18 protein-coding genes are annotated in these 25056 nt (G+C 54.5%); 4 read left to right on the forward strand and 14 right to left on the reverse strand.

Translation table 11 applies throughout. The features are described from left to right. Positions 1-99 precede the first annotated feature (99 nt). Positions 100-2310 carry a M3 family metallopeptidase gene (locus ACF8D4_RS04145; RefSeq protein ID WP_144191582.1) on the forward strand — a complete coding sequence of 737 codons (2211 nt, stop codon included), beginning with the start codon at positions 100-102 and terminating at the stop codon, positions 2308-2310. Between the two features lie 93 nt (positions 2311-2403). Here the strand turns inward: ACF8D4_RS04145 and ACF8D4_RS04150 are convergent, their stop codons facing one another. Continuing rightward, the gene (locus ACF8D4_RS04150; RefSeq protein WP_186298176.1) at positions 2404-2820 is read right to left on the reverse strand and encodes a GFA family protein; all 417 of its coding nucleotides are present in this window, start codon (positions 2818-2820) and stop codon (positions 2404-2406) included. A gap of 64 nt (positions 2821-2884) precedes the next feature. Next, positions 2885-5050 carry a M3 family metallopeptidase gene (locus tag ACF8D4_RS04155; RefSeq protein ID WP_025889053.1) on the reverse strand — a complete coding sequence of 722 codons (2166 nt, stop codon included), beginning with the start codon at positions 5048-5050 and terminating at the stop codon, positions 2885-2887. A gap of 436 nt (positions 5051-5486) precedes the next feature. Between ACF8D4_RS04155 and ACF8D4_RS04160 the strand changes: the two genes are divergently transcribed. Both ACF8D4_RS04160 and ACF8D4_RS04165 read left to right on the forward strand, forming a co-directional pair. Next, a complete protein-coding gene (locus tag ACF8D4_RS04160; RefSeq protein ID WP_107004661.1) occupies positions 5487-7538 on the forward strand; it encodes a bifunctional 2',3'-cyclic-nucleotide 2'-phosphodiesterase/3'-nucleotidase in 2052 nt (683 codons plus the stop codon). Between the two features lie 171 nt (positions 7539-7709). Continuing rightward, positions 7710-8330, forward strand: coding sequence for a DUF938 domain-containing protein (locus tag ACF8D4_RS04165; protein WP_045283381.1), 621 nt, complete (start codon positions 7710-7712; stop codon positions 8328-8330). 172 nt (positions 8331-8502) lie between these two features. Here ACF8D4_RS04165 and ACF8D4_RS04170 read toward each other — a convergent pair whose 3' ends face one another. The 10 genes from ACF8D4_RS04170 to fabB all read right to left on the reverse strand — a co-directional run bounded on the left by ACF8D4_RS04170 (position 8503) and on the right by fabB (position 21344). Continuing rightward, complete coding sequence (locus ACF8D4_RS04170; RefSeq protein WP_107004659.1) at positions 8503-9294, reverse strand: trans-aconitate 2-methyltransferase; 792 nt, start codon at positions 9292-9294, stop codon at positions 8503-8505. 99 nt (positions 9295-9393) lie between these two features. Continuing rightward, a complete protein-coding gene (purF, locus tag ACF8D4_RS04175; protein WP_025889048.1) occupies positions 9394-10908 on the reverse strand; it encodes an amidophosphoribosyltransferase in 1515 nt (504 codons plus the stop codon). Positions 10909-10951: 43 nt separating this feature from the next. Then, positions 10952-11440 (reverse strand): CvpA family protein, encoded by a 489-nt coding sequence (locus ACF8D4_RS04180; protein ID WP_025889046.1) that lies wholly within the window; start codon positions 11438-11440, stop codon positions 10952-10954. Between the two features lie 107 nt (positions 11441-11547). Further along, a complete protein-coding gene (locus tag ACF8D4_RS04185) occupies positions 11548-12138 on the reverse strand; it encodes an SPOR domain-containing protein (protein WP_044734295.1) in 591 nt (196 codons plus the stop codon). A gap of 20 nt (positions 12139-12158) precedes the next feature. Further along, positions 12159-13430, reverse strand: a complete 1272-nt coding sequence (folC, locus tag ACF8D4_RS04190) for a bifunctional tetrahydrofolate synthase/dihydrofolate synthase (RefSeq protein WP_144191581.1) — start codon at positions 13428-13430, stop codon at positions 12159-12161. Between the two features lie 68 nt (positions 13431-13498). After that, a complete protein-coding gene (truA, locus tag ACF8D4_RS04195; protein ID WP_144191580.1) occupies positions 13499-14284 on the reverse strand; it encodes a tRNA pseudouridine(38-40) synthase TruA in 786 nt (261 codons plus the stop codon). Positions 14285-14416: 132 nt separating this feature from the next. Further along, on the reverse strand, positions 14417-17653 hold the full coding sequence (locus ACF8D4_RS04200; protein WP_392468403.1) for a FimV/HubP family polar landmark protein: 3237 nt from the start codon (positions 17651-17653) through the stop codon (positions 14417-14419). Positions 17654-17819: 166 nt separating this feature from the next. Continuing rightward, positions 17820-18836 carry an aspartate-semialdehyde dehydrogenase gene (locus ACF8D4_RS04205; protein WP_025010462.1) on the reverse strand — a complete coding sequence of 339 codons (1017 nt, stop codon included), beginning with the start codon at positions 18834-18836 and terminating at the stop codon, positions 17820-17822. After that, positions 18837-19967: a 4-phosphoerythronate dehydrogenase gene (locus ACF8D4_RS04210; protein WP_392468406.1), complete on the reverse strand. Its 1131-nt coding sequence runs from the start codon at positions 19965-19967 to the stop codon at positions 18837-18839. Positions 19968-20132: 165 nt separating this feature from the next. After that, the gene (gene fabB / locus ACF8D4_RS04215) at positions 20133-21344 is read right to left on the reverse strand and encodes a beta-ketoacyl-ACP synthase I (RefSeq protein ID WP_123116167.1); all 1212 of its coding nucleotides are present in this window, start codon (positions 21342-21344) and stop codon (positions 20133-20135) included. Positions 21345-21484: 140 nt separating this feature from the next. On the opposite strand from fabB, the gene mnmC reads away from it, so the two are divergent. Then, on the forward strand, positions 21485-23539 hold the full coding sequence (mnmC, locus tag ACF8D4_RS04220; RefSeq protein ID WP_392468409.1) for an FAD-dependent 5-carboxymethylaminomethyl-2-thiouridine(34) oxidoreductase MnmC: 2055 nt from the start codon (positions 21485-21487) through the stop codon (positions 23537-23539). A gap of 86 nt (positions 23540-23625) precedes the next feature. Here the strand turns inward: mnmC and ACF8D4_RS04225 are convergent, their stop codons facing one another. Both ACF8D4_RS04225 and ACF8D4_RS04230 read right to left on the reverse strand, forming a co-directional pair. Then, positions 23626-23895, reverse strand: a complete 270-nt coding sequence (locus ACF8D4_RS04225) for a YfcL family protein (RefSeq protein WP_025010460.1) — start codon at positions 23893-23895, stop codon at positions 23626-23628. 3 nt (positions 23896-23898) lie between these two features. Beyond that, positions 23899-25026, reverse strand: coding sequence for an ATP-NAD kinase family protein (locus ACF8D4_RS04230; RefSeq protein WP_392468412.1), 1128 nt, complete (start codon positions 25024-25026; stop codon positions 23899-23901). Positions 25027-25056: the final 30 nt, after the last annotated feature.

Consider the following 25056-nt stretch of genomic DNA (forward strand, 5'->3'; position numbering starts at 1 on the left):
ACAAAATTGGCCTTTTTCAATACGGCATGTTACTAAGGACGGCTTCGGCGCGGCCCGCCGCGCCATACGGGAGATAAACACCAGCATAGAGGAATAACAATGAAGGGAATGACCCTCTCTCCAGTGGCTCTGGCCCTGGGATTGGCGCTGACACTGAGCGCCTGCGACAACCAGCCTGTATCCCAGAGCGACACATCTGCCCAAACCCAAGCGCCTGCTCTCCAGAATGGTACAGGCACAAACCCAGCCGCTGCCAAGGCCGAACAAACCCGGGACAACCCTTTCTTCCAGCCCTGGAATACTTACCTTGAAATCCCCGCCTTTGATCGCATCAAGTCCGAGCATTACCTGCCGGCCTTCAAACAAGGGATTGCCGAGCGCAAGGCAGAGATTCAAGCCATCATAGATAATCCGGCCGCCGCTGACTTTGCCAACACCATAGAAGCCATGGAGCGCAGTGGCGCCTTGCTGACCAAGGTGTCAGGGGTGTTTTATAACCTCACCAGCGCCGACACCTCCGCCGAGCTGCAGAAGATCTCCAAGGAAGTATCCCCGCTGTTATCTTCCAGCCGCGATGATATTTACCTGAACAACGCCCTGTTTCAGCGGGTCAAGGCTGTCTATCAGCAAAAAGATCAGCTGGTACTGAACCCGGCGCAGCAGAAACTGCTCGAAGACACCTACAAACGCTTCAGCCGCGGCGGTGCCAACCTGGATGACGCCGGCAAGGCGGAGCTTAGAAAGCTCAATGAAGCGATTGGCAAGTTGAGCTTGGAGTTCGGCGATAATGTGCTGGCAGAAACCAACGACTTTGAACTTGTGATAGACAAACAGGCCGATCTGGCCGGTCTGCCGCAGGATGTGATTGACGTTGCCGCCCAGGCGGCCATCAAGCGCGGCCATCCCGGCAAGTGGGTATTTACCACCCAACGCCCCTCCGTCACCCCGTTTTTGACCTATGCCGATAATCGTGAGCTGAGAGAAAAACTCTACAAGGGTTATATCGAGCGCGGTAACAACGACAACGCCCACGACAACAAGAAGGTGCTGGCAGAGCTGGCGGCTCTTAGAGCCAAACGAGCCCAGCTTCTGGGCTATCCGAGCCACGCCCACTATGTGCTGGAAGAGCGTACCGCCAAGACTCCGGAAAATGTCTACGCCCTGCTGGATAAAATTTGGCCCGCCGCCCTGGCCCAGGCCGAAGCCGAAAAGGCCGAGATGCAAAAGCTTATCGACAGCGAAGGCAAAGACTTCAAACTGGCCGCCTGGGACTGGTGGTACTATGCCGACAAGATACGTGTCGCCAAGTACAGCTTCAACGAACAGCAGACCAAGCCATACTTCTCGCTGGAAAACACCCTCAAGGGCGTGTTCTACACCGCCAACCGCCTCTATGGCATCAGTGTCACCGAGCGTGACGATCTGCCCAAGTATCACCCGGATGTACGCACCTTCGAGGTGAAAGACAAAGACGGCAGCGTTATCGGTATCTTCTTTGGCGATTACTATGTACGTGACAGCAAACGCGGAGGCGCCTGGTCCAATGCCTATCGCCGCCAGGCGGTGGTCGATGGCGTCAACGAGCAGCCCATCATAGTCAACGTACTCAATTACCCTCGCCCCAGTGGCGATGAACCGACGCTGCTGACTTTCGATGAAGCAGGTACCCTGTTCCATGAATTCGGCCATGCGCTGCACGCCTTGCTGTCCAAGGTGGAGTATCGTTCACAGTCCGGCACTTCCGTGCCCCGCGACTATGTGGAGTTCCCGTCACAGGTGATGGAAAACTGGATGACTCAACCGGATGTGCTGGCGCATTTTGCCAAGCACTATCAAACTGGTGAGGTGATCCCCCAGAGTTTGGTAGACAAGATCCGCGCCGCCAGCAAGTTCAACCAGGGTTTCGCCACGGTGGAATACATGGCAGCCACCAAGCTGGATCTGGACTGGCACAGCAGCAGCGTCACCGAACCTCAGGATGCGGCCGCCTTCGAGCAGCAATCGCTGAGCAAGATGGGGCTGATCCCTGAGATAGCGCCGCGCTATCGCTCCACCTACTTCAGCCACATCTTCTCCGGAGGATATTCGGCCGGTTATTACTCCTATATCTGGTCTGATATTCTCGGCGCCGATGCCTTTGAGGCCTTCAAGGAAAACGGTATTTTTGACCCGGCTACCGCCAAGGCGTTCCGCAGTAACATCCTTGAGCGCGGTGGCAGTGAAGATCCTATGGCGCTTTACAAGGCGTTCCGTGGTCAGGAAGCCGCCATTGAGCCACTGCTGCGCAGTCGCGGCCTGCTCGCGGAATAAACGCTTGCCGGATTAGCAATGTCCAGCAGCGCAATCAAAAAGCCGTTCACTCAGTGAACGGCTTTTTTAGTTCTTTATCAGGGCTGGGCTTTCTCAAGGCTGACCGTTGTATTGCTTGACTCCGGGCGGGATAACAAACCAGTCCTGCTTTTCACTGACCCAGGCATGGGCACTCGGCTGAATGATACGGGTATCTTCCAGGTTACTGGGCTTGAGCTTGATACTCTGCGGCTCAGCCGGGTTGTAGTGATAGATACGATTGCCGCAGCGACCACAAAACTTGGCGGCGCTGATATTGCCGCTGGCCGAACCACGCTGCCAATGGCTCAGTTCGCCAATGAATTCTATATCTTCGGCTCTGACAATCGCCGTGATGCTGAAGGCACTGGTGGACAGCTTCTGGCATTCCTTGCAGTGGCAGGCCACCACCATCTGCGGTGGCGCCAACAAGCGATAACTGACAGCGCCGCACTGGCAACTGCCCTTGATGGGATAACGAATAGCTTCCATAGCTTTTATCATCTTATCTGAGGTATAAAAAACACCCGCCATTTGGCGGGTGTTATCAAGGGTTTCAGTCTACCAAGCCTCGGCGCTTGAGCAGCGCATCCACTGTGGGTTTCTGGCCGCGGAACTGGATGTAGTCCTGCATCAGATCCTCACTGTTCCCCTTGGAGAGAATTGCCTGACGATACTTGTCACCATTGGCTCGTTTGAGGCCACCTTCAGCCATGGTATGGGCAAAGGCGTCGGCAGCGAACACTTCGGTCCACAGGTAAGCATAATATCCGGCCGAGTAACCGCCACCGAATACATGGCTGAAATAAGTCGACTGGTAACGTGGCAACACAGGCGCGTAATCCAGGCCATGTTTGGCACGGGCCTTGGCTTCGAAGGATTTAACGTCCGCCACTTGTTCACCGGCCTTGAGGGAGTGCCACTCCATATCAAGCAGCGCTGCGGCCAGATACTCTACCGTGTCATAGCCCTGGTTGAAGGTAGCCGCTGCTCGCACTTTTTCCAGCAAGGCTTGCGGAATTGGCTCGCCGGTTTTGTAATGTTTGGCATAGTGAGCCAAAACGTCCGGATCTGTGGCCCAATCCTCGTTGGCCTGGGATGGGAACTCAACAAAGTCCCTTGGAGTAGCGGTACCAGCAAGGCTTGGGTATTTCACCTGCGAGAACAAACCGTGAATGCCGTGGCCAAACTCATGGAACATGGTCGTCACTTCATCAAAGGTCATCAGCGTAGGCTGACCTTCGGCCGGCTTGGGAATATTGAGCGCGTTGTACACCACAGGCTTGTTATCCAAAAGGAAGCTTTGGGTCACGTACTCATCCATCCAGGCGCCGCCGTTCTTGCCTACTCTGGCGTAAGGGTCCAGATAAAAGAGCCCGATGGAGCTGCCGTCTTCGTTGAATACTTCCCAGGCGCGGACATCTTCCTGCCATACCGGCAGATCCTTGCGCTCTTTCATTGTGATGCCGTAGAACTTCTGCATGGCGTAGAACATGCCGTCATTCAGCACGGTATTGAATTCGAAGTAGGGCTTGATCTGGCTCTCATCCAGATCGTATTTGGCCTTGCGAACCTGCTCGGCATAGAAGGCCCAGTCCCATGGCTGCAGCTCAAAGTCGGCACCGGAAGCCTTGATTTGCGCCTGGATATCCTTGCCTTCAGCCTTAGCCTTGGTAACGGCCTTGGGTGCCAGGTCATCCAAAATGGCAAATACCGCATCCGGATTACCGGCCATCTGATCGGCCAGTACATAGTCAGCCCAGGTTTCATAACCCAGCAGTTTGGCCTTTTCGGCGCGCAACTGTGCCTGCTTGAGTACGATAGGACCATTGCTGGCCATGGCGCGATTGGCCGAAGTCTGCCAAATTTTCTCTCTCAGGCCTCTGTCTTCCAGGCTCGACAGCAGTGGCTGGCGGGTGGTATTCACCAGGCTTATCAGGTAACCCTCTTTACCCGCTTCCTTGGCGGCGTTGGCCAGGGCGCCTATCTCATCCTCACTCAAGCCTTTGAGCTGCGCCTTATCGGTCACCAGGATCACATCATCCTTGAACGACTTGAGAATGTTTTGCGAAAACTCGGTCGACAATGTGGCCAGCTCACCGTTGAGCTCACGCATTTGGGTCTTGTCGGCTTCGCTCAATTTGGCGCCGGCACGGACGAACTGATTGTAATAGAAGTCCACCAGGCGCTGATCTTGCGCGCTCAGGCTATCTTTGTGGTTGTAGACAGCTTCAACCCGGGCAAACAACTTGGGATTGAGGAAAATATTGTCGCTGTGTTCGGTAAGCTTGGGAACGATTTCCCCTTGAATGGCCTGAAACTCATCGTTGGAGATCAACCCGGCCAGATTGAAGAAGACCCTGGAAGTACGATTGAGAATGGCGCCGGTCTTTTCCATCGCCACTATGGTGTTATCAAACGAAGCGGCTTCGCTGTTGTTGATTATGCCGGCAATTTGCTGGTTGTGTTCCTTGATCCCGGCTTCAAAGGCCGGCAGATAGTCTGCGATTTTTATCTTGTCGAACTGCGGGGCATGATACTGCAGCGGACTTGGGCTGAGCAGCACATTGCTTGCTGTTTGTTCGGTACTTTTTGCCTCTGGCATACTTTGGCTCGCTTCTTTGGCCGGGGCATTGCTGACGGTTTCATTGGTTTGCTGTTCGGCACAGGCACTCAGCACCAGTGCAGCGCCTATGGCGGTGGCGATTAATGTCTTACGCATCTTGACTCCATTAACGGCAGGCTATTGCTTAGTTATGATTGAATACCCGGGACACCTGTCTCGGCGGGGCAACAGCCCTGTTGATTCCCGCCATTACCTTAACAACTCTTCCGCTATTTGGACAATGACTTAACTGTAAGAAATTCTGCCCTCCCCCGAGGGGCCGACATGACTGAGCAGAAATCCAGCGCCAAAGTCGGGCCTCTTGCGGTCACTGGAACAAGTTTTGAACAACCGGGACAGTCAGCGGACATTTATTTGCCACTTGTCACAAATTGTCACCCGTTTTTAACGGCCGATGTCACATAAGTGTCGCCGCCTTTGGGTATACTGCGCCTTGGTTAACCAGATTAATCACATGATTAACAGTGAGTTAACCGGATGATGGACGGGATAATCTCCCGGGGTCGATAATAAAAACCAAGAGTAGTAAACAATGCAAACTAAAACATTAGTAACACTGGCGGTTGCCGCCGCAATGGGTCTCAGTGCCTGTGGCAGTGACAACAAGGATGAGCCAACGGTGAGCGTGGATCTGCGGGTTTTGGAAACCACAGATCTGCACACCAACATCATGGATTACAACTATTACAGCGGCAAGGAAGACCCTACTATAGGTCTGGCCCGTACCGCCAGCCTGATCCATGCCGCCCGCAAAGAAGTCACCAACACAGTATTGGTCGATAACGGCGATCTGTTGCAGGGCAGCCCCATGGGCGACTATATGGCCAAGGTCGGTATCACCGATGGCGAAGTGCACCCCGCCTACAAGGCGATGAACCTGCTCGATTATGCCGTGGGTAACATAGGCAACCACGAATTCAACTACGGCCTGGATTTCCTGGAGAAATCCCTCGCCGGCGCCCAGTTCCCCTATGTCAACGCCAACGTCTATTGTGATGCCGATGATTGCTGGAAGGGACTCAAGAAAGGTGACAACCTGTTTACCCCTTACCTCATCAAGGAAACCGAGGTTAAGGACACTGACGGCAACAGTCACAAGCTCAAGATTGGCTATATAGGATTTGTGCCTCCGCAAATTATGCTGTGGGACAAGCAGAACCTCACCGGCAAGGTACGCGCCGAGAGCATAGTGGAGAGCGCCAAGAAATTTGTGCCGCAAATGAAGGCTGAAGGCGCCGATATCATTATCGCCATTCCGCACTCAGGCATTGGCTCCACCGAAAACCCAGGCGATCCTGCTGCCGAAAATGCCACCTATGCTCTCACCTATGTCGACGGCATTGATGCCATCATGTTTGGCCACAGCCACTCCATCTTCCCCGATGCCCGCTATGCCGACTTGCCCAACACAGATGTGGAAAAAGGCCTGCTTAACGGTGTCCCCGCCGTGATGCCGGGTCGCTGGGGCGACAACATGGGCCTGGTCGACTTCAAACTGCAACGTAAAGACGGCAAATGGACTGTACTCTCGGCCCGCACTGAGGCCCGCCCTATCTATGACGGTGCCAACAAGACACCTCTGGTGGAAGCCGATAAGGACATTCACGATGCGGTTGAGCTGGAACACCAGGGCACCATCGCCTTTGTCGAGCAGCCAATCGGGGTAGCTGCCGCCGACATGTTCAGCTTCCTGACGCTGGTGCAGGACGACCCGACTGTGCAGATTGTCTCCGACGCCCAGATAGCCAACGTCAAGGCCAAACTGCCGGAAGCGCTCAAGTCATTGCCGGTGCTCTCTGCAGCCGCGCCGTTCAAGGCCGGTGGTCGCCACAGCACCACCAGTGATGCCGATCAGTATGTAATGGTGGATAAGGGGCCGCTGACCTTCAAGAACGCCGCCGATCTCTACCTCTACCCCAACACTATGGTAGCGGTTAAGGTCAACGGCGCCGAGCTGAAAGACTGGCTCGAGTGTTCAGCCAACCAGTTCAACCAGATAGATCCTGCCAGCACTGAGCCGCAGGAGCTAGTGAACTATAACCACCCCACCTATAACTTTGATGTTATCGATGGCGTGTCCTACAAGATAGACGTGACACAGCCGAGCAAATACGACCGGGATTGTGCTCTGGTCAATGCCGATGCCTCACGAATTGTGGATCTGGCCTTCACCGACAGCGAAGGCACTGTCTATACAGGTGAAAACCTGGCGGCCAAGGAATTTATCGTCGCCTCCAACAACTACCGCGCCTTTGGCGGAAAGTTTGCCGGCACCGGCAGCGAGCACGTGGTACTGGAACTGCCGGACACCAACCGTGAAGCTCTGGCGGCTTACATCACAGAGCAGTCCAAGTACAATCCTGAAACCGACAAGTATGACGCCATGGTCAACCCCACGGCCGACTATAACTGGGACTTCAAGAGTATAGATACGGCTGTTGCCCTGGATATCCGCTTTGCGACCCAGGACAGTGACAAGGCCGCCAACTTCATCCAGGCCAACCAGCAAAGGACTATGACCAAGCTGAGTACCGATGAGCTGGGCTTTGCCGTCTACCGCATAGATCTCAAGCCTGCCCAATAAGACTGTCGATTGAGACTGAAAACGACCCAAGCGCCCTCAGGGGCGCTTTTTTATGTTCTTCGCAAGATTAGTCTTGCCATGATTTAAACCTCTGGCGATGTTATAAAGTCAGTACGATAAAACACCAGACTCACTCAGCCGTCACGACGGCAAGATTGCAGGAAATCTTTTATGTCTTCGATACCCGCGCCCTTCTCCCAAGCCTGTGAAAACAACCGCGAGCCGATACTCAAAATACTCAAACAGGCATTTTCAGGCTGCCGCAGGGTATTGGAGATAGGCAGTGGAACAGGTCAGCACTCTGTCTACTTTGCCCCGCAGTTGCCGCATCTGGTGTGGCAATGCAGCGATCAGCCCCAGTATCTGGATGGGATCCGCGCTTGGCATGCCAAACTCCCGGCGAGTAACCTGGCCGAGGTGATCACTCTGGAGGTATGTTCACCCTGGCCGCAGGCGGCAACTGAGCCGGCGCCGGATGCCATCTATAGCGCCAATACTGCGCATATCATGAGCCAGCCCATGGTGGAGGCGATGTTTACCGGCATAGGCAAAGTATTGCAAAGCGGCGGCCGTTTCTGCCTCTATGGCCCCTTCAACTACCGAGGCGATTACAGCAGCGACTCCAACCGGGTGTTCGATGCCATGTTAAGGCAGCGCGATCCGCAAAGCGGCATTCGCGATCAAGAGTGGATCCTGATGCTGGCTGCAGCCCAGGGACTTGAGCTTTGTCAGGACCATGCCATGCCCGCCAATAACCGCCTGCTGGAGTTTATTCGCAAAACGGCTCGCTAACTGAGAAAAAAATCACGAGACAAAGTTACGCGAAAAGGCCACGAGAAAAAATCGTGAGACAAATTCACGAGCCAACAGTCGTGATAAAAAGCAGTGAACAAAAAGTAGCGGGCAAAATAAGCGTTTTACCTGAAAAGCTCAGGCGCTATCAGCCTCTGAAGCGCCTTTGTTTTTACACGGCTTTGGCGTAGAGAAACAGATCTGTGGCCTTGACCTCGCCCTGCTCCAGATAGGGTTTACGCAGGCTGTCGATGAGCTCAAACCCGGCCGCGGCCAACTCACTGACGAAAAACACTTCGGGATAATAGTGGATAAATACCCTGTCTCCTGCGCTGGAGCTTTGATAGCCGGACTCTTGATAGTCATCCTCCATGGAGGCCAGATACAGGAGCCCGCCGTCATTCAGTAGCGCACGGCAGTCTTGCAGTAAGGCAATCACATCCTGACGTTCAAGATAAGGCGTGACGAAGAGCAGAACTATTGCATCAAAACCCTCTAGCGTGTCTAAGCCATTAAGGGCATTAAAGTCATCAAGGGTATTAGAGCCATCAGAAACCCCAAGGCTTAGGGGCGTAGCTGCACTTTCAGGCACATCTAAGGTTGCGATAGCCTGCACGGCATCAGCTTCAAGCAGCGACGAAAGACAACCAAGCTCGCGGCTATCCAGCCGATAAAAACGTCCCTCGGGTAACAATTCACTGGCAAGTGCCACCATAGCCGGCGCCGCATCTATACCCACTATCTCGAGCTCAGGCACCCTTTTTGCCAACATGCCGCTGACATGCCCTGGGCCACAACCGATATCCAGTAACCGCAGGCGCCGTCCGGCACTGGCCTGATACTGCTTCAGCAAGGAGGCAAATCGGTTATGGGCCGAGTCATAACAATCGTTGCCGGCAAACTTATCCCGATAGGGAAGCGCCATTTTGTCAAAGGTGGCCACGGTTTCCCGGTACTTATCCATTGTGCTTCTCTCCCTGCACCATCAACAGTCGAGGCTCAGCATACTGACTGGCACAGAAAAAAGCCAACCTCAAGGGTTGGCTTTATCAGAGAGGACTTATCAAGGATGGCAGACGTTATGCAGCTCCAGGTTGGTACCTATATCCTTGTTGCGGTTGGCCTTGGCATCGTCGTTACGCAGCTGGGTAAGATGATCCAGATAGGCCTGATCCACATCCTTGGTGATGTAGTGGCCGTCAAACACTGAGGTTTCGAAACGCTTGATATCCGGATTTTCCATTCGCACCGCTTCCACCAGATCGCTCAGGTCCTGGAAGATGATGCCATCTGCGCCAATGAGACGGGCGATTTCATCGGCATCACGGCCATGGGCAATCAGCTCATTGGAGGTTGGCATGTCTATGCCGTAGACGTTGGGGAAGCGGATCTCGGGCGCGGCCGAGGCGAAATACACCTTCTTGGCGCCGGCTTCACGAGCCATCTCGATGATCTGCTCTGAAGTGGTACCACGCACTATGGAGTCGTCCACCAGCAGCACATTCTTGTCCTTGAACTCGGCGTTGATGGCATTGAGCTTGCGTCTGACCGACTTCTTGCGCTCCTGCTGCCCCGGCATGATAAAGGTACGGCCGATATAGCGGTTCTTCACGAATCCCTGACGGTAAGGCAGATCCATGCCACGGGCAATTTCCAGGGCGATATCACAGGAGGTTTCCGGAATAGGGATCACCACATCGATATCATGGTCATACCATTCCTTGCGGATCTTCTCACCCAGCTTGGCGCCCATGTTGACCCGGCTGGCATAGACTGACACCTTGTCTATGGTGGAGTCCGGACGGGCAAAGTAAACGAATTCGAAGATACAGGGGGCATAGCTTGGCGCTTCGGCACACTGACGGGTAAACAGCTCACCTTCCGTGGTGATATACACGGCTTCGCCGGGAGCCACATCGCGCATCACTTCGAAACCAACGGCATCCAGTGCCACGCTCTCTGAGGCCACCATATACTCGGTACCAGAGGCAGTCTCGTGCTTGCCGAGCACCAGAGGGCGAATACCGAAAGGATCGCGAAATGCCACCAGGCCCTGACCGATAATCATGGCCACCACGGCGTAGGCACCGCGGGTGTCGGCGTGCACCCGGGAAACCGCATCGAACACTTCATCCGGGCTCAAGGTCAGGCTGTCGGTTTTGTCCAGCTCATCGGCCAACAGGTTGAGCAGCACTTCAGAGTCGGAAGTGGTGTTCACATGGCGGCGCTTGTTGCGCAGCCCTTCGGCCAGTTGCACTGTATTGGTCAGGTTGCCGTTGTGCGCCAGAGAGATCCCGAAAGGAGAGTTCACATAAAACGGTTGGGCTTCAGAGGCACTGGAGCTGCCAGCCGTGGGATAACGCACATGGCCTAAGCCGGCGTTGCCCTGCAGCCGCTGCATATGCTTGGGTTCAAATACGTCCTTGACCAGACCATTGGCCTTACGCAGGCGAAAGGCATTCTGATCGATAGTCACTATGCCTGCAGCATCCTGGCCACGGTGTTGAAGCACTGTCAGTGCATCATAGATGGTCTGATTGACCGCCGAGCGGCCAACGATTCCGACGATACCACACATGGGTAAGCTTCCTCATTGTAAGATGTTCTGATAATTGTATTTTTTATATTTTGGGTACAAAGCTTGAGGTATTTTCCAGGTAGTCAAAAAACCACTGGATAACCACCCCGAATTCGGGCACCAGTTGCGAACCCTGCCACCAATCGGTTTTGGGCGCGCCGGTAAAGGCATCCATAAAAAAGAGTATGGCACTGACTATCAATGCGCCGCGCAGCGCACCGAAACACAGGCCAAGAATTCTGTCCGTTCCCGAGAGTCCTGTCTTGGAGACCAACTGGCCTATCAAATAGTTCACCAAGGCCCCCACTATCAGGGTGACAATAAACAAGATGGCGATGGCGACCCCGTTTCGCAGCACCTCATCATTGATTTGAGTGATATGAACGGCAAGGTCCTGATAAAACTGGCTGGCGATGAAAAAGGCGGCGAACCAAACCACCAGCGACATGGCTTCTTTGGCAAAACCACGGATCAGACTGATAAGGGTCGATAATCCGATAACTATGATGATGGCGTAATCTATCCAAACCATGGGTAGAAGTATCCGGTGAAGATTTAAGTCGGCGGGATTCTACCAGAGAAGGCAAGCATTCTCACCCCCGGGGCGTAAATAATTGCTTGCCGACTCGGGGCAAACTGTCATCTTTCCTGTGGGTTATAGCGAACCACTTTACCCTTGAGTTTGGTCAACTCTTCAACCTTCTTCTGTTGCTGTTTGATGCGATCACTGGAGACATCCGGACCGACAAACACCCGGGTCAACTTTCCGTCCACAGGCTTGTCCGGCAAGGTATAGGCGCTGAATCCGGCCTTGCGCAATTTGGCTACCAGGGCTTTGACATTGGCCGCGTTACTGAAGGCGCCGAGCTGTAAAGTCCAGGCTGCATCACTGGGTTTGGCCTTGGGTTCAGGAGTCTTTTTGACCTCCTGTGGCTTGGATTGGGCGGTGTTGGAAACACTGTTTTCGGTAGCTTTCACCTCGGGAGCGGGTTCGACTTCAACCTGAGGCTCGTCTGTTTCCTGTGCCAAGTCCAGAGTCTCGGCGACATCCAGGGTTTCAAACTCTCCCGGCTCCGCCAATTGCGATTCGGTATCCGGCCGCAGCGGAATTTCAGTGAACTGCTCTTGCTGGCGCTCTTTCTTGCCATCGAGAATGTCAGGTAAAAAGATCACCCCCAAGGCGACCAAAACTACGGTACCTACCAGACGGTTATGAAACTGAGTCGACAAAATATCTTCCTTCCAGTCAATTAGATAAGCGCTTTAAAGCCCGAAACAGTGTAAAAGGAGCCAAAGACAATTACCACATCTTCGGCGCCGAGTTTGGGTTTGAGGTATTGCCAGCAATCCGGCATCTGTTCAAATTCCCGGGCGTCACAGCCATCCGGCAGGGCTTTTCGCAAACGGCCGGCATCGGCACCACGCTCATTATGCAGCGTCACCAACAACCAGCTGTCTATGCTAGGCGCCAGCGCCTGCATCACGCCTTCGATATCCTTATCCTTGAGCATACCGCAAACGCCATAGACTCGCCCCTTGGCCTGCAGTTCATCCAGCCTTTGCGCCAGATAGCGGGCCGCGTGGGGATTGTGCGCCACATCCAAAATAATCAGCGGCGCCTCACTGATATGCTCCATTCTGCCGCTGAGCCTGGCGCTGGCGAGCCCTGAGCGAATCGCCGCTTCGGAAAGTTCAGGCCAGAGTTGTTCCAGCGCCGCCAAGCTAGTGGCGGCATTGGGCAGAGGTAATTGCGGCTTGGGTAAGTCTGCAAACTGCCAGTGCTCACCGCAAAAATCCCAGCCTGTGCGGGTTTGCTTGTAGGAAAATGCCTGCCCTACCGCCTTGAGTAAGGCGCCCTTTTCATTGGCAACCTCAACTACGCTGGCAGGCATCTCGGCATCGCCCACTATCGCCGGGCGGTTCTTACGGAAGATGCCGGCTTTCTCACGGCCAACCAACTCCCGGGTGTCACCAAGATACGCCTGATGATCAAGATCTATGGCGGTTACCACACTGACATCGGCATCTATGATATTGGTGGCATCCAGCCTGCCTCCGAGCCCCACTTCCAGAATAACCAGATCCAGCTTGGCCTGCTTGAACAGCAGTAATCCGGCCAGGGTGGCATATTCAAAGAAGGTCAGCGAGGTGTCGCCCCTGGCCGCCTCTATGGTTTCAAAGGCCGAGATAAAGTCGCTGTCCGGTGCATCGACGTCGTCTATTCGCACCCGCTCATTGTAATTGATGATATGGGGCGAGCTGTAAACCCCGACCCGATAACCCGCCGCGCGCATGATCTGCTCCAGCATACGGCAGGTGCTGCCCTTGCCATTGGTACCGGCAACTGTGATCACCTTGGTGCTGCCCAGTGACAGCACCCCGAGCCTAGCCGCAACTTGGGTGACCCGCTCGAGCCCCATATCGATTTCGGTCGGATGAATGGCCAGCAGGTAGTCCAGCCAAACAGACAAAGGAGCGTTGGCTCCCGGTAGCTGATGCGGATGAGCGGATGATTGCAACATTTGATTCTTCCCTTAAATCTTGATGTTGCCGCAAGCAAAAGCGTAGCGGCAACAGCATGCTAACGGTTTCAGTCTGGCATAAACAGTGGGCCCATGGCCAACTTGGGCAGTTGATATTGCTCAGGATAGCTGACATGCACCAGATAGAGGCCATTGGGTTTGGCCGTTGGGGCAGCCTTGGTTCTGTCTTTGAGCTCCAGCAACTGTCCCAGCCAATCCAGCGGCTGATTGCCAAGCCCCACTTCCAGCAGCGAGCCGACAATATTGCGCACCATGTGATGCAAAAAGGCATTGGCTTCGATATCCACTATCACATACATGCCCTGGCGGGTCACACTGACCCTGTGCACATTGCGAAACGGGGTGCGCGACTGGCATTGGATCGCCCTGAAACTGGTGAAGTCGCGCTCGCCCAGCAGATACTGGGCCGCCTGATGCATCTTCTGCTCGTCTAGGTCGCCGTGATAATGGCTGACGCCACCACGCAAAATGCCGGGACGGAAATTGTGGTTGTAGATGATATAGCGGTAGCGGCGAGCGGTTGCCGAAAAGCGGGCATGAAAACTGTCGTCTACCTCTTTGGCCCAGCGCACCGCGATATTGTCCGGCAGATTGGCATTGACGCCCAGGGTCCAGGCGCCTTCTTTACGCACGGCAGAAGTATCAAAATGCACCACTTGCCCGGTGGCGTGTACCCCGGCATCGGTGCGACCGGCGCATTGCAGTGCTATCGGCTCATTGGCAACCAGGGATAAGGCCCGCTCCAACTGCCCCTGAACTGAATCCACTTCGGCCTGGCGCTGCCAACCATAATAGCCGCTGCCGTCATATTCGATACCCAACGCGATACGCATCTGTTTCTCCCCTGATCTCAAGGCGGCGAATTCTACCACAGAGCGGGCATTCGCCTCCAAGAAAAAGCCCGGACAATAAACGGACTGCATAAAAAACGGCGCTCCAGGCGCCGTTTGAGTATTGATTGAGCTCTAGCCCAAGGTTTTTATCAGGGCTGCAGCTTCCTCTTGCTGGCGGGCGTTGCCGTCCAGCTCCACCTCTTTAAGCAATGCCTTGGCGCTGTCTTTGTCATCGATTTCGATATAGGCCCGCGCCAAGTCCAGCTTGGCATTGACAGAGTTTTCCTCATCATCAACATCGACCATAGCGGCGGCGCCAACGAGGGAGTCGAGCTCCCCCATATCCACATCCAGCTCCTTGTAGGGGTCGGTATCACTGTTGCCTTCATCGGCTTCACTGAGCAGGCGCTCAATATCGATAAAACCGTTTTCTTTCTGGAAGGCGCTGAGATCGTGCTCAGGCACCATGCTGGAAGCCACCTTGCCTTTTTCTTTGGCATCGAGAGCCGCCAGTGCTTCATCCACTGTCAGTTTATGGTCTTCGAGATCCAGCGAGTCATCATCATCCAGTTCGAGACTGAATTCCTCATCCGCCTCGGCTTCCTTGGCAACGTTTTCAGAAAAAGCGGCCAACAGGTCATCGTCGCTCAGGCTCTTGTCACTGTCATCAGTATTCTGGGCCAGATCAATATCCAGAGCCTGCTCGGTATCTGTTAGGCTGTCTTCAACATCAGCAGCCTGTTCCTGGTTAGAGAGTTCCTCTTGAGCCAAGAGCTCTTCTATGGCTGAAGGCTCTTGCTCAGCAGAATGCTTTTCTTGCGCTGAAGGCTCTTTTGGCGCTGAGGGCTCTTCCTCAACCAAAGGCTCTTTGGGTGCGGAGGGCTCCCACTCAAGAATATGGGGATCATGGCTCTTGCTGCCGGCCTTGAGATCGTCGAAGAAGCCGGAATCCTTGTCGCTGCGTTGAGCGCTTTGTGGCGCGCTGTCGGTATCCCTGCTCTCATCGGCTAAAGTATCGGTTTCATCGGACTTCTTAGGCTCATCCAAGTCCTCAGCCTGCGACAAGCCTGCCAGCATGGCATCCAATTCGGCATCGCTGCGCTCAGTGGCATCATCAGACTCAACCTCTGAGCTATCTTCCTCGCCAGTCTCAGCTATCGCCTCATCAGCGTTATCTATCGCAATTACGTCATCCGCAAGCCCTGCCAACAAGGCGTCCAGATCTTCACTCTCTTCCTCAGCTTGAACCGGCTCTGCTTCAGCTTCCTGAGTCTCGACAGCATCGCCCAAGTCATCGAAGCCTGCCAGCAAGGCATCTATGTCTGCCTCTGTATCGCTGGAGTCTATGGCAACATTGTCATCTTCAAGCTCTGCGGCGATTGCGTCACTTAAGTCTTCCGTTTCAGTGCTCTCTTCTGCCGGCGAGTCGAATCCAGCCAACAAGGCATCAATGTCAGCTTCTTCGCCCAGCTCAGTATCAGCTGAGTCATCCTCATCCAGCTCGGCAGCAATGGCAGCGCTGAGATCTTCCTCAGCTTCAGTCTTACTATCGTCTTCAACTTGAGTACCGTCTTCAATTTGAGGTTCTGTGTCTTCTTTGACGTCAAACCCGGCCAGCAGCGCATCGAGATCGGCTTCCTGTGTCTCATCCAGAGTTTCTTCAGCCTGCTCATCTTCGGCCAATTCGGCAGCGATGGCGGCACTGAGATCTTCATCCTCATCAATGACTACAGCGCTGTCATCGGGCTGGCTCTCCAGATCCAAACTCTGCAGCTCTGTATCCAATTCAGGCTCGGAACTCTGCTCTTCGGGTTCGAGATTGAGATTCTGTTCAAGCTCGGCTTCAAAGCTCTGGTCGAAAGCAGCCGTCACATCTTCGGGTAAGGTTTCACTGAGCTCAGGCTCTGATGCTGGAACACTTTCGGCCTGCAACTCTTCAGGAATGGTTTCCTGTTTATCGGTATCGTCCAATCCGGCCAGCAGTGAGTCCAAGTCTTCTTCAGCGGGTTCTTCCTGCTCACCCGACTCCTGCTCGCCCATGGCTTCGGCCCAGAGATCATCGAGGGACTGGCCTTCATCTTCGGCCTCTTGGGCGTCATCCCCCTCTCCCGAGTCGATGAACATCTCCTGCGCCATGTCCATCTGCTCGTTGTCACTCTCAACTTCCGGCTCAGGCTGCAGCGCTGAGCTGTCGACATCCAGCAGTGAATCAATGGAATCGTCCGGATCATCATCCAGATGCACCGCCAATTCATCGTCGGCATTGGCCATCTCGGCTGTGGCCGCGCCGGCGACAGCCGCGGCAGCCATTGGAGCCGCTTCGGTCTGTGGTGCTTGGGCATCACTCTGTTTACGTCTGCGGCGCAGCATGCTCCATAGCAATAACAACAGCAGTACCGCGGGTATGGCCGCGGCCAGGGCCAGTAACAACGGGTTGTCCATCAGGCTGCGCCAGAGGTCGTCCGGCTCATTAGCCGTAGTGCTGGCAGCTTGAAGTTGCTGCTTGAGTTCAGCATTTTCGGCTTTGAGTTGCTGCTCCTGCTTTTTGCTGGCCTGCAGCGATTCTTCCAACACAGACAGACGCTGATTCAGTTCATCGATTTGCGCTTGCAGCCCTTGGTTATCGGTATTAGCCACTGTGAGCATGTCCTGCGCGCGTCCCAGTTCATCGGTCAGGCTCAGATTGCGGCTCTGCAGCGCTTCAATGCTGTTGTCGTCGGCCGTTTCCGGAGTTGCTTCCGTGGCTGCGTTTTCGGTTGTGGTGGCTGGCGATTTGTCTGCAGCCACTTGAGTTGGCTCAGTCGATGGCTCACTGACTTTCGGCTGCGCGCTGTTTTCCTTGGCACTTGTAGCTACCTTGGATGGCTGCGCCGCCGTTGGAGTTTGGGTGGCCGACGTTGGCTCTTTTGCGGCTTGGCTTTCACGCTCGGGGGCTTTGGCAGTTTCAATTTTGCCATCATCTGCTTTTAGCGGCTTACCGGAAGACCAGCTCTTGTCGTCCTGCTCGGCACGGGCTCTGGCCATACTCTGGGGAATAGCCTGCATCACCTCTTTAGAAGGGATCAGCAGTATCATGCCCCGTTCCAGGCTGTTGTAATTATTGGAGGTGAAGGCGTGCGGGTTGGCCTCAAATATAGCGGCCATGACCTGATAGATGCTGACACTGGAATCCGGTCTGACTTTCTGGGCAATGCTCCAAAAGGTGTCTGATGGCGTAGTCGGACCATACTGGCGTACCTGTTGGCGCACCTGACCATCAGGGCCGGTAATTTTCAGGCCTTCTGCATGGGCGGGTTCAATGAGAGTACCTTGGTTCAGGGCAAAAAAAGCGGCCATCAGGCCAACAAGATATGAAGTGCGAAAGTTCATCCATTCTTCCCTTTCAAGCGCTGGTTTCGCCAACTGACGACTGGCTTTAGGCATTTGTATTTATTGAGATTACTATAAACCAGAAATGTCCGCCCTGCTACTGTTCACATTTGCAAAACAAAAAAAGCCTGCTGCTTGCAGGCTTTTTCAACAGAAACAAAGAGTTCTAGAGATAATCGCGGATTAGGATTTCGCCTATCTGTACACTGTTGAGCGCAGCGCCCTTGCGGATATTGTCAGAGACCACCCAAAGATCTATACCCAGATCGTGGGAAATATCCTTGCGCACCCGGCCGACATACACAGGGTCACTACCGGCACCTTCGGTGACAGCTGTCGGATAATCATCATCATCTTCAAACAGCACCACGCCTTCGGCATCCCGCAATACCGCCTTGACTTCCGCGGCATCAACCGGCTGCAGCGTCTCGATATGAATCGCTTCCGAATGGCCATAGAACACAGGTACCCGTACCGCGGTAGGGTTCACCAAAACCTCGCTGTCGCCGAGGATCTTCTGGGTTTCCCAAACCATCTTCATCTCTTCTTTGGTGTAGCCATTTTCCATAAACTTATCTATATGCGGCAACACGTTGAAAGCTATCTGCTTATCATAAACCTTGGGCTCTGAAGGCAAGCCCTGCAGCAGCTTGGCAGATTGACCCGCCAACTCTTCAATCGCCTTTTTGCCTGTACCGGAAACCGACTGATACGTGGCCACATTGATACGGCTGATCCCAAAGGCATCATAGATAGGCTTGAGCGCCACCAACATCTGAATGGTTGAGCAGTTGGGATTGGCGATAATATTACGGTTACGGAAGTCGGCAATCGCCTGTGGATTGACCTCTGGAATAACCAATGGAATATCCAGGTCGTAACGGTAGTGGGAGGTGTTATCTATCACCACACAACCGGCATCGGCCGCTATCGGCGCCCACTTGGCCGAAACATCGCCACCGGCAGAGAAGAAGCCTATCTGCGCCTGAGTCCAGTCGAAGCTCTCCACATCGAGGATCTCTACCTGTTTACCGTGAAAACTCACAGTTTCACCGGCGCTGCGACTGCTGGCCAGTGGAAACAGATTCGCCACCGGGAAGTTACGCTCCTCGAGGATTTCTATCATGGTTTGACCCACAGCCCCTGAGGCACCCAATACGACAACGTTAAATTCCTGCGACATTTACAGACCGACTCCTGAAAAACCTAAATGAGACAACCAATCTACCCCAGAACCCCCGGCGTTTGAAAGAGTCAAAGCACTGAATTCTCGCCTATGGCGGTGATTTTTTCTCATGTCATCAAAACCTGCGGGGTTTTTCAGCATTTTCCGGAATTTTTCATCGTCATCACGTAGATCATAAATAAATCGGCATAGAGACAATAATGCCTTTTCATCGGGCATACTGCTGATATCGAGCCGGGAATTCCAGCGCTCGGGCAATAGAGTGGCAAGCGACTTGTCCGCCGGGCGATTGAGTATCGCCATCAAGGCCTGATATAACATGAAAGTGCCCCGGGCCTTGCCTTCCAGGCTGTAACCGGCAATATGCGGGGTAGCAAACTCCACCAGAGGCACCAGTTCCATCATGGGGTTGGGCTCCCCTTGCCAAACATCCAGTACCAACTTGAGGTCAGGCCGTTTGGCCTTGACCCGGATCAGCGCGCGATTGTCTATCACTTCACCGCGGCAGCAGTTAAGCAACCAGCAGCCGGGTTTCAATGTCTCCAGTCGCTGCTCGTCAAACAGATACCAAGTAGGATGTTCGCCATCCCTGGTCAGAGGTACGTGCAGACTAACAATATCGGCGCCGGCAATCAGTTCATCCAGGCTGACAAAACGGCGGCTGTCTCCAGCCTTGGCCAGTAAGGGGTCACAGAGCAAGGTTTTGATTCCGTAGGCTTCAAGGCAGCGCGCCAGCGCCGAGCCGGTATTGCCGGCGCCAACTATGCCAACGGTTTTACCCTTGAGCTGAGTATCAAACCTGTTGGCCAACTCCAACATGGCGATAAAAGCATACTCGCCAACTGCGGTGGCATTGCAACCTGGGGCATTGGAAAAGGGGATATTACGGGACGCCAGATAATCCTTGTCCACATGATCTGTCCCTATGGTGGCACTGCCGACAAACTTAAGTTTATGTGCGCCTGCCAGCAGCGCCTCATTGACCTTGGTGACCGAACGCACCAGCAAGACATCGGCATCGGCTACCGTTGCCGCATCCAGATGACGACCATCAACAGCCACTATCTCCCCCAGCTCGGCAAACAAGGGCTGCACATAGGGCATATTTTCATCAACCACCAACTTCATCGACTTTCCTGCTCTGTTGTGGATTAAGCCGCTATTCTATCAGCGGCCTGCAGACTTGTCTGAGTCCGGCGCACATTTAAGGAAGCTACTAACAAGTTCTGTGTCAGCTCATAAGCAAAGAAGGAAGCCATTCGGCTTCCTTCTTGTTTCACTGAATCAAGGCGCTTACTTGTACTTGCGCATCACCAGTGTGGCGTTGGTGCCGCCGAAACCGAAGCTATTGCTCATAACAGTGTTGAGCTCGGCGTCGCGGTATTCACGCACAATTGGCATACCTTCTGCGGCCGCGTCCAGATTGTCGATATTGATGGAAGGCGCGATAAACCCTCCTTCAAGCATCAACAGGCTGTATATAGCCTCATGAACACCGGCTGCGCCCAGGGCATGGCCTGTCAGCGACTTGGTTGAGGCAATCGCCGGTATCTGGCCGTCGAAAACTTCACGCAAGGCTTCCAGTTCACGCACATCACCGACAGGGGTAGAAGTACCGTGAGTGTTAACATAATCGATAGGTGTATCTACTGACTCCAGCGCCATCTTCATGCAGCGCACCGCACCTTCACCGCTTGGGGCAACCATGTCATAACCGTCTGATGAAGCGCCGTAGCCGATGACTTCGGCATAAATCTTGGCGCCACGGGCCAGCGCGTGCTCCAGCTCTTCGACAATCACTATGCCGCCGCCACCTGAGATAACAAAGCCATCACGGTCGGCATCATAGGTGCGGGAAGCTTTTTCCGGTGTGTCGTTATACTTGGTCGACAAGGCGCCCATAGCATCAAAACCCATGGTCAGGGTCCAGTCGATCTCTTCGGCGCCGCCGGCAAAGACCATATCCTGTTTACCCATCTGGATAAGTTCCACCGCGTGACCGATACAGTGCGCACTGGTGGCACAGGCCGAGCTGATGGAATAGTTCATCCCTTTAATTTTGAAGGGCGTCGCCAGACAGGCACTGGCAGTAGAAGACATAATCCGCGGCACAATATAAGGACCTACGCGCTTGACGCCTTTGGCACGCAAGGTGTCTGCCGCCTGAACCTGGTTGGAAGACGAAGCGCCGCCGGTACCCACGATAAGACCCACACGAGGATCTGAATACTGCTCTTCGGTCAGACTGCTGTCTTCAATAGCTTGCTGCATAGCCAAATAGGCGTAGGCTGCGGCATCACCCATAAAACGCAACGCCTTGCGATCAATAAGCTCTGCGGGATTGAGTTTGATGTCGCCCCAGACATGACTGCGCAGCTGCATCTCCTCAAACTGATCCGAGTGGGTGATACCACTGCGGCCAGCCTTGAGAGATTCAGTCACTTCTTGTTTGTTATTACCGATACTTGAAACAACGCCAATTCCGGTGATCACGACTCTTTTCATGTTTTACTATCCATTCCGTACAATTCAGTACCTACTTTTGCTGACGCCATGTTAGCCGTTTTACAGCATTTAAGTGGTCAGCTTTCCATAAACTTGGGTAAAATAATGCCGAACAAGGCCTCCAGAGTAAAAGATTGCCCGTGAAACAGGAACAACTTCGGCCATCCGGCAGTGAAAATACGCAAACTTGCAGCCAAAATCCCACATCTGCAGAAACAACACAAGCCCCGGCGACAACTCTTGCGCCCTACCAACAAACCCGGCTCGATGACAAGCCCCTTGGACGGCAAATATGTCTGGCGGCGGTAGGCGGCGAAACCCTGTTGCCGCTGATACAGCTCTGGAGCCAACTAAGGCAGGATTATCCCAAGCTTGTGTTACAACTTTTGCTGTTCGCCGCCGATAAAAACTCTCAGGCCGAGTCGCTCGAGCTTCTGAAAAACAAACTGCAATTATGGCAGAAGGCTGAAAATACGACATCCGCCGAGAGTCAAACGACTGCAGTAATGAGTTTGCTCGCCGAGCTGCAGGCAGGCAAACCCATGGCGCTCCCTGGCTGCCAGCGCTTTGTGCTCGATGGCGGCAGGCTGAGACTGGATCTCTATCTTGAATTCGACGCAGCGCTGCTCAAAGAGCTGCCAGGTTTAAGGCATCAAGGTTGGATAGACAACTGGCTGTGGCTTGCCGAGTCCTTGCCCTCTCAGGCAGCGGCCTGGCAGATGGCTCGCCTGGCCAAAGACAGCGCCGCCCTGCTGTGCTTACCGGAAAGAAAAGAAAGATTTGCGCCCTTAATGGTCAATAGCGGCCTCAATGCTGCGGATTTTAGCAGCCCGGCATCGCTGCTTTTGACTCACCAAACTGAGCTCGAGCCTATCGCCAAGGCTGAGCGCCTTGCCTTGCGGCACCAAAGCAGTGCCCGGCTGGCGCCCTGGCCACTCTATCGGGAGCCGGCGCTTGCAGCCGATGACAGTGTTGCCATTATCGGCGCCGGTGTGGCCGGCAGTCAGTTGGCGTTGTCGCTGGCCGAGCGTAAACAAGCCAGCCAGGTATTTTGCAGCGAGGAAAACGCGGGTGAAAGTGCCAGCGGCAACCGTCAGGGCGCGCTCTACCCGCTGTTGACTCCGGAAACATCCGAGCTCAACACCCTGTTCCAACAAGGTTTTCTCTTTAGTCGGCGGCGGATAACCGCGCTGGCTGCCGCCGGTTTCGATATCGCCCATGACTTTTGCGGTGTGTTGCATACAGGTTTTGATAAGCGAAGTCGCGCCCGTCTGAATAAGATTGCCGAGGGCCAAAACTGGCACTCGGATATTCTGCGCCGTGTCGACAGCACTGAGGCGACAGAGCTTGCGGGATTGGATATAAAAGAAGATGGTCTTTTTTACCCTCTGGGGGGCTGGGTCTGCCCCAGAGCCCTGTGCCGCGCCGCGATCCAATATGCCGTTGACTCGACTTACTGTGACTTTCAACCCCGAACCCATATCAGCGATATTTCAAGAGAAGGTAGCCACTGGTGGCTGAGTGCCGCCGATGGTCGCCGCTTTGGACCATTCAAGAAATTGGTGCTGGCAAGCGGCGCTTCGCTGACGGCACTGCCACAAACCTCGGCCCTGCCCGCCTCCCCCTTTCGCGGCCAGGTCAGCGAAGTGGCAACCCAAGGCGGTTTGGGAGCGCTTAAGACTGTACTCTGCGCCAAGGGCTATCTCACCCCGGCCTGGGAGGGTATTCATTGCCTGGGAGCCAGTTATGTTAAAGATCCCGAGCAGCTGGCCTACAGCGCAGCCGAGCAGAGAGAAAACCTGCAAAAAATCGCCATGAGTTATCCGGATGCCGACTGGCACCAGGGGCTGGTGATGGGGCAAGGTGCCAGAGTGGGCGTGCGTATGGTCACCCGGGATCACTTCCCCATGTTGGGACAAGCGCCGGATGTCGGGGCACTAATGCAGGGCTATCAGCAACATCAGCACACTCCCGAGAGTGCCCGCTACTGGCAACAGACGCAGGCGCCTGTGCATCCGGGTCTATATGTTCTTGGTGGTTTGGGCTCCCGCGGCCTCAGTACCGGCCCGTTGGCGGCGGAAATTCTGGCATCAGAGCTTTGCCATCAGCCTTTGCCTGTGGGAAGTACACTGCTGCAGCGCCTCAACCCCAACCGGATGTGGATGCGCAAGCTCATCAGAGGCAAGGCGCTGTAAACTCTCTGCATTCGCTATCATTTCAGACACAAAAAGTCAGACACAAAAAAAGCCCCGAACGGGGCTTTTTCTTGCTCAAACCAGACTCAGGCGGCGATCCGCTGTTTCAGTTCTGACCAGGCGTTATCCACCAGACGGTAATCGGCATCTTCAAGCTCTTTGGCTGCCAGTTTCAGGCATTGCTGCATCCGCTCATTCAAGGCATCCGGCCCTTGCTCTGACTCGTTTTCCAGCTCGGCCAGCACCACGGCAAAATGCCCCTGCAGGTAACCACTGGCAAACAGGGCATCATCGTCACCGCCGGCCACTATCTCGCCAATCCACTGCTCCAATGCCTGTTCGTACTTCTCTAACATGCTCTACTCCGCTAAGTCTGGGTTGGCCACCTGATAAATCACGTAATCCCGGTAACCTGTCACAATTCGATAATAGCCACTAAGTTCGCTATCCAATTTCTGGTCGCCACTATCCACGATAAGCGGCCTGCCTTCAAGTGCTTTTAGTTTGCTTTTGGTGGCAAGAATGATGATATTTTCCTTGCCAATGCGCCTGATAAGCTCGGGCGACAACTGCTGATTGCCACGGCCAAGAATGTGCCCTTGGCCGCCTATCAGGGTAATGACCAACTTAACCTTTTGATTTTCAGTGGCACTCAATAACTGCGCCGCATTAAGATCCGAGGCCAGCAGGGTCTTGTTCTGCACCAGATCCACCCCGAGCAGGGTGTTATCGAGCCCCAGCTCCTCCATCACGGCCGCCACTGTACTGCCGGAGCCCATGATATAGAGCTCATCTTCCATATCGCCGACCACCTCGGCGGCAATATCCGCCAGCACCAGTTCATCCACCTCGCGGCCGCCCATCTTCACCGCCTGGATATATCGCGGCTCGGCAGGCACTGTCATTTCACCATAACGCCGCGCCCTGACAGTGCCTTGGCGGAAGGCCTCTTCGTCTATGTCCATCACATCGGCGCTCATCAGACTCACCAGGGCGCCTTCCAGCAGTTGCTTCAATACCAGCCCGGATGCATGGGGAGTAATGCCGTAAACACCCGAATGAATTTTGACCCCGGCCGGTACACCGAGTACAGGGAAGTGCTCACCGACAACGCCATAGATATCCCTTGCCGTGCCATCGCCGCCGGCAAACAGCAGCAAGTCCAGGTCCTGCGCCATCAAGGCCTTAGCGGCAGCCTGGGTATCACTGCGACTGGTATCCATTGCCGCCTGGTAACACACCTTTGTGCGAAAACCCAGCTTTTGCGCCAGGTCGGCGCCCATGTTACCCGAGGCGGTATAAATTTGCAGGCGCTCGGCAAAAGGCGTTATCACAGCCAAGGCCTGCTCCATTCGCAGCCCGGCCTTGGGGGTGGCGCCAAGGCTCAGCGCCTCTTTTGCCACACCGTCGCTGCCCTTGAGGGCGACACTACCCCCAAGCCCGGCCAGCGGATTAATGATAAGGCCCAGTCGAAACATTTTACTCATAACTCTCTCCGGCAAATGATGCTCTGCTCT

The organism is Shewanella sp. YQ_9 (assembly GCF_043103185.1).
Classification (GTDB): Bacteria; Pseudomonadota; Gammaproteobacteria; order Enterobacterales; family Shewanellaceae; genus Shewanella; species Shewanella algae.

Bases quoted from the DNA above. Each gene is read 5' to 3' on its own strand.
- ACF8D4_RS04145 (WP_144191582.1), top strand. From the start codon at position 100: ATGAAGGGAATGACCCTCTCTCCAGTGGCTCTGGCCCTGGGATTGGCG.
- ACF8D4_RS04150 (WP_186298176.1), bottom strand. From the start codon at position 2,820: ATGGAAGCTATTCGTTATCCCATCAAGGGCAGTTGCCAGTGCGGCGCT.
- ACF8D4_RS04155 (WP_025889053.1), bottom strand. From the start codon at position 5,050: ATGCGTAAGACATTAATCGCCACCGCCATAGGCGCTGCACTGGTGCTG.
- ACF8D4_RS04160 (WP_107004661.1), top strand. From the start codon at position 5,487: ATGCAAACTAAAACATTAGTAACACTGGCGGTTGCCGCCGCAATGGGT.
- ACF8D4_RS04165 (WP_045283381.1), top strand. From the start codon at position 7,710: ATGTCTTCGATACCCGCGCCCTTCTCCCAAGCCTGTGAAAACAACCGC.
- ACF8D4_RS04170 (WP_107004659.1), bottom strand. From the start codon at position 9,294: ATGGATAAGTACCGGGAAACCGTGGCCACCTTTGACAAAATGGCGCTT.
- purF (WP_025889048.1), bottom strand. From the start codon at position 10,908: ATGTGTGGTATCGTCGGAATCGTTGGCCGCTCGGCGGTCAATCAGACC.
- ACF8D4_RS04180 (WP_025889046.1), bottom strand. From the start codon at position 11,440: ATGGTTTGGATAGATTACGCCATCATCATAGTTATCGGATTATCGACC.
- folC (WP_144191581.1), bottom strand. From the start codon at position 13,430: ATGTTGCAATCATCCGCTCATCCGCATCAGCTACCGGGAGCCAACGCT.
- truA (WP_144191580.1), bottom strand. From the start codon at position 14,284: ATGCGTATCGCGTTGGGTATCGAATATGACGGCAGCGGCTATTATGGT.
- ACF8D4_RS04200 (WP_392468403.1), bottom strand. From the start codon at position 17,653: ATGAACTTTCGCACTTCATATCTTGTTGGCCTGATGGCCGCTTTTTTT.
- ACF8D4_RS04205 (WP_025010462.1), bottom strand. From the start codon at position 18,836: ATGTCGCAGGAATTTAACGTTGTCGTATTGGGTGCCTCAGGGGCTGTG.
- ACF8D4_RS04210 (WP_392468406.1), bottom strand. From the start codon at position 19,967: ATGAAGTTGGTGGTTGATGAAAATATGCCCTATGTGCAGCCCTTGTTT.
- fabB (WP_123116167.1), bottom strand. From the start codon at position 21,344: ATGAAAAGAGTCGTGATCACCGGAATTGGCGTTGTTTCAAGTATCGGT.
- ACF8D4_RS04225 (WP_025010460.1), bottom strand. From the start codon at position 23,895: ATGTTAGAGAAGTACGAACAGGCATTGGAGCAGTGGATTGGCGAGATA.
- ACF8D4_RS04230 (WP_392468412.1), bottom strand. From the start codon at position 25,026: ATGAGTAAAATGTTTCGACTGGGCCTTATCATTAATCCGCTGGCCGGG.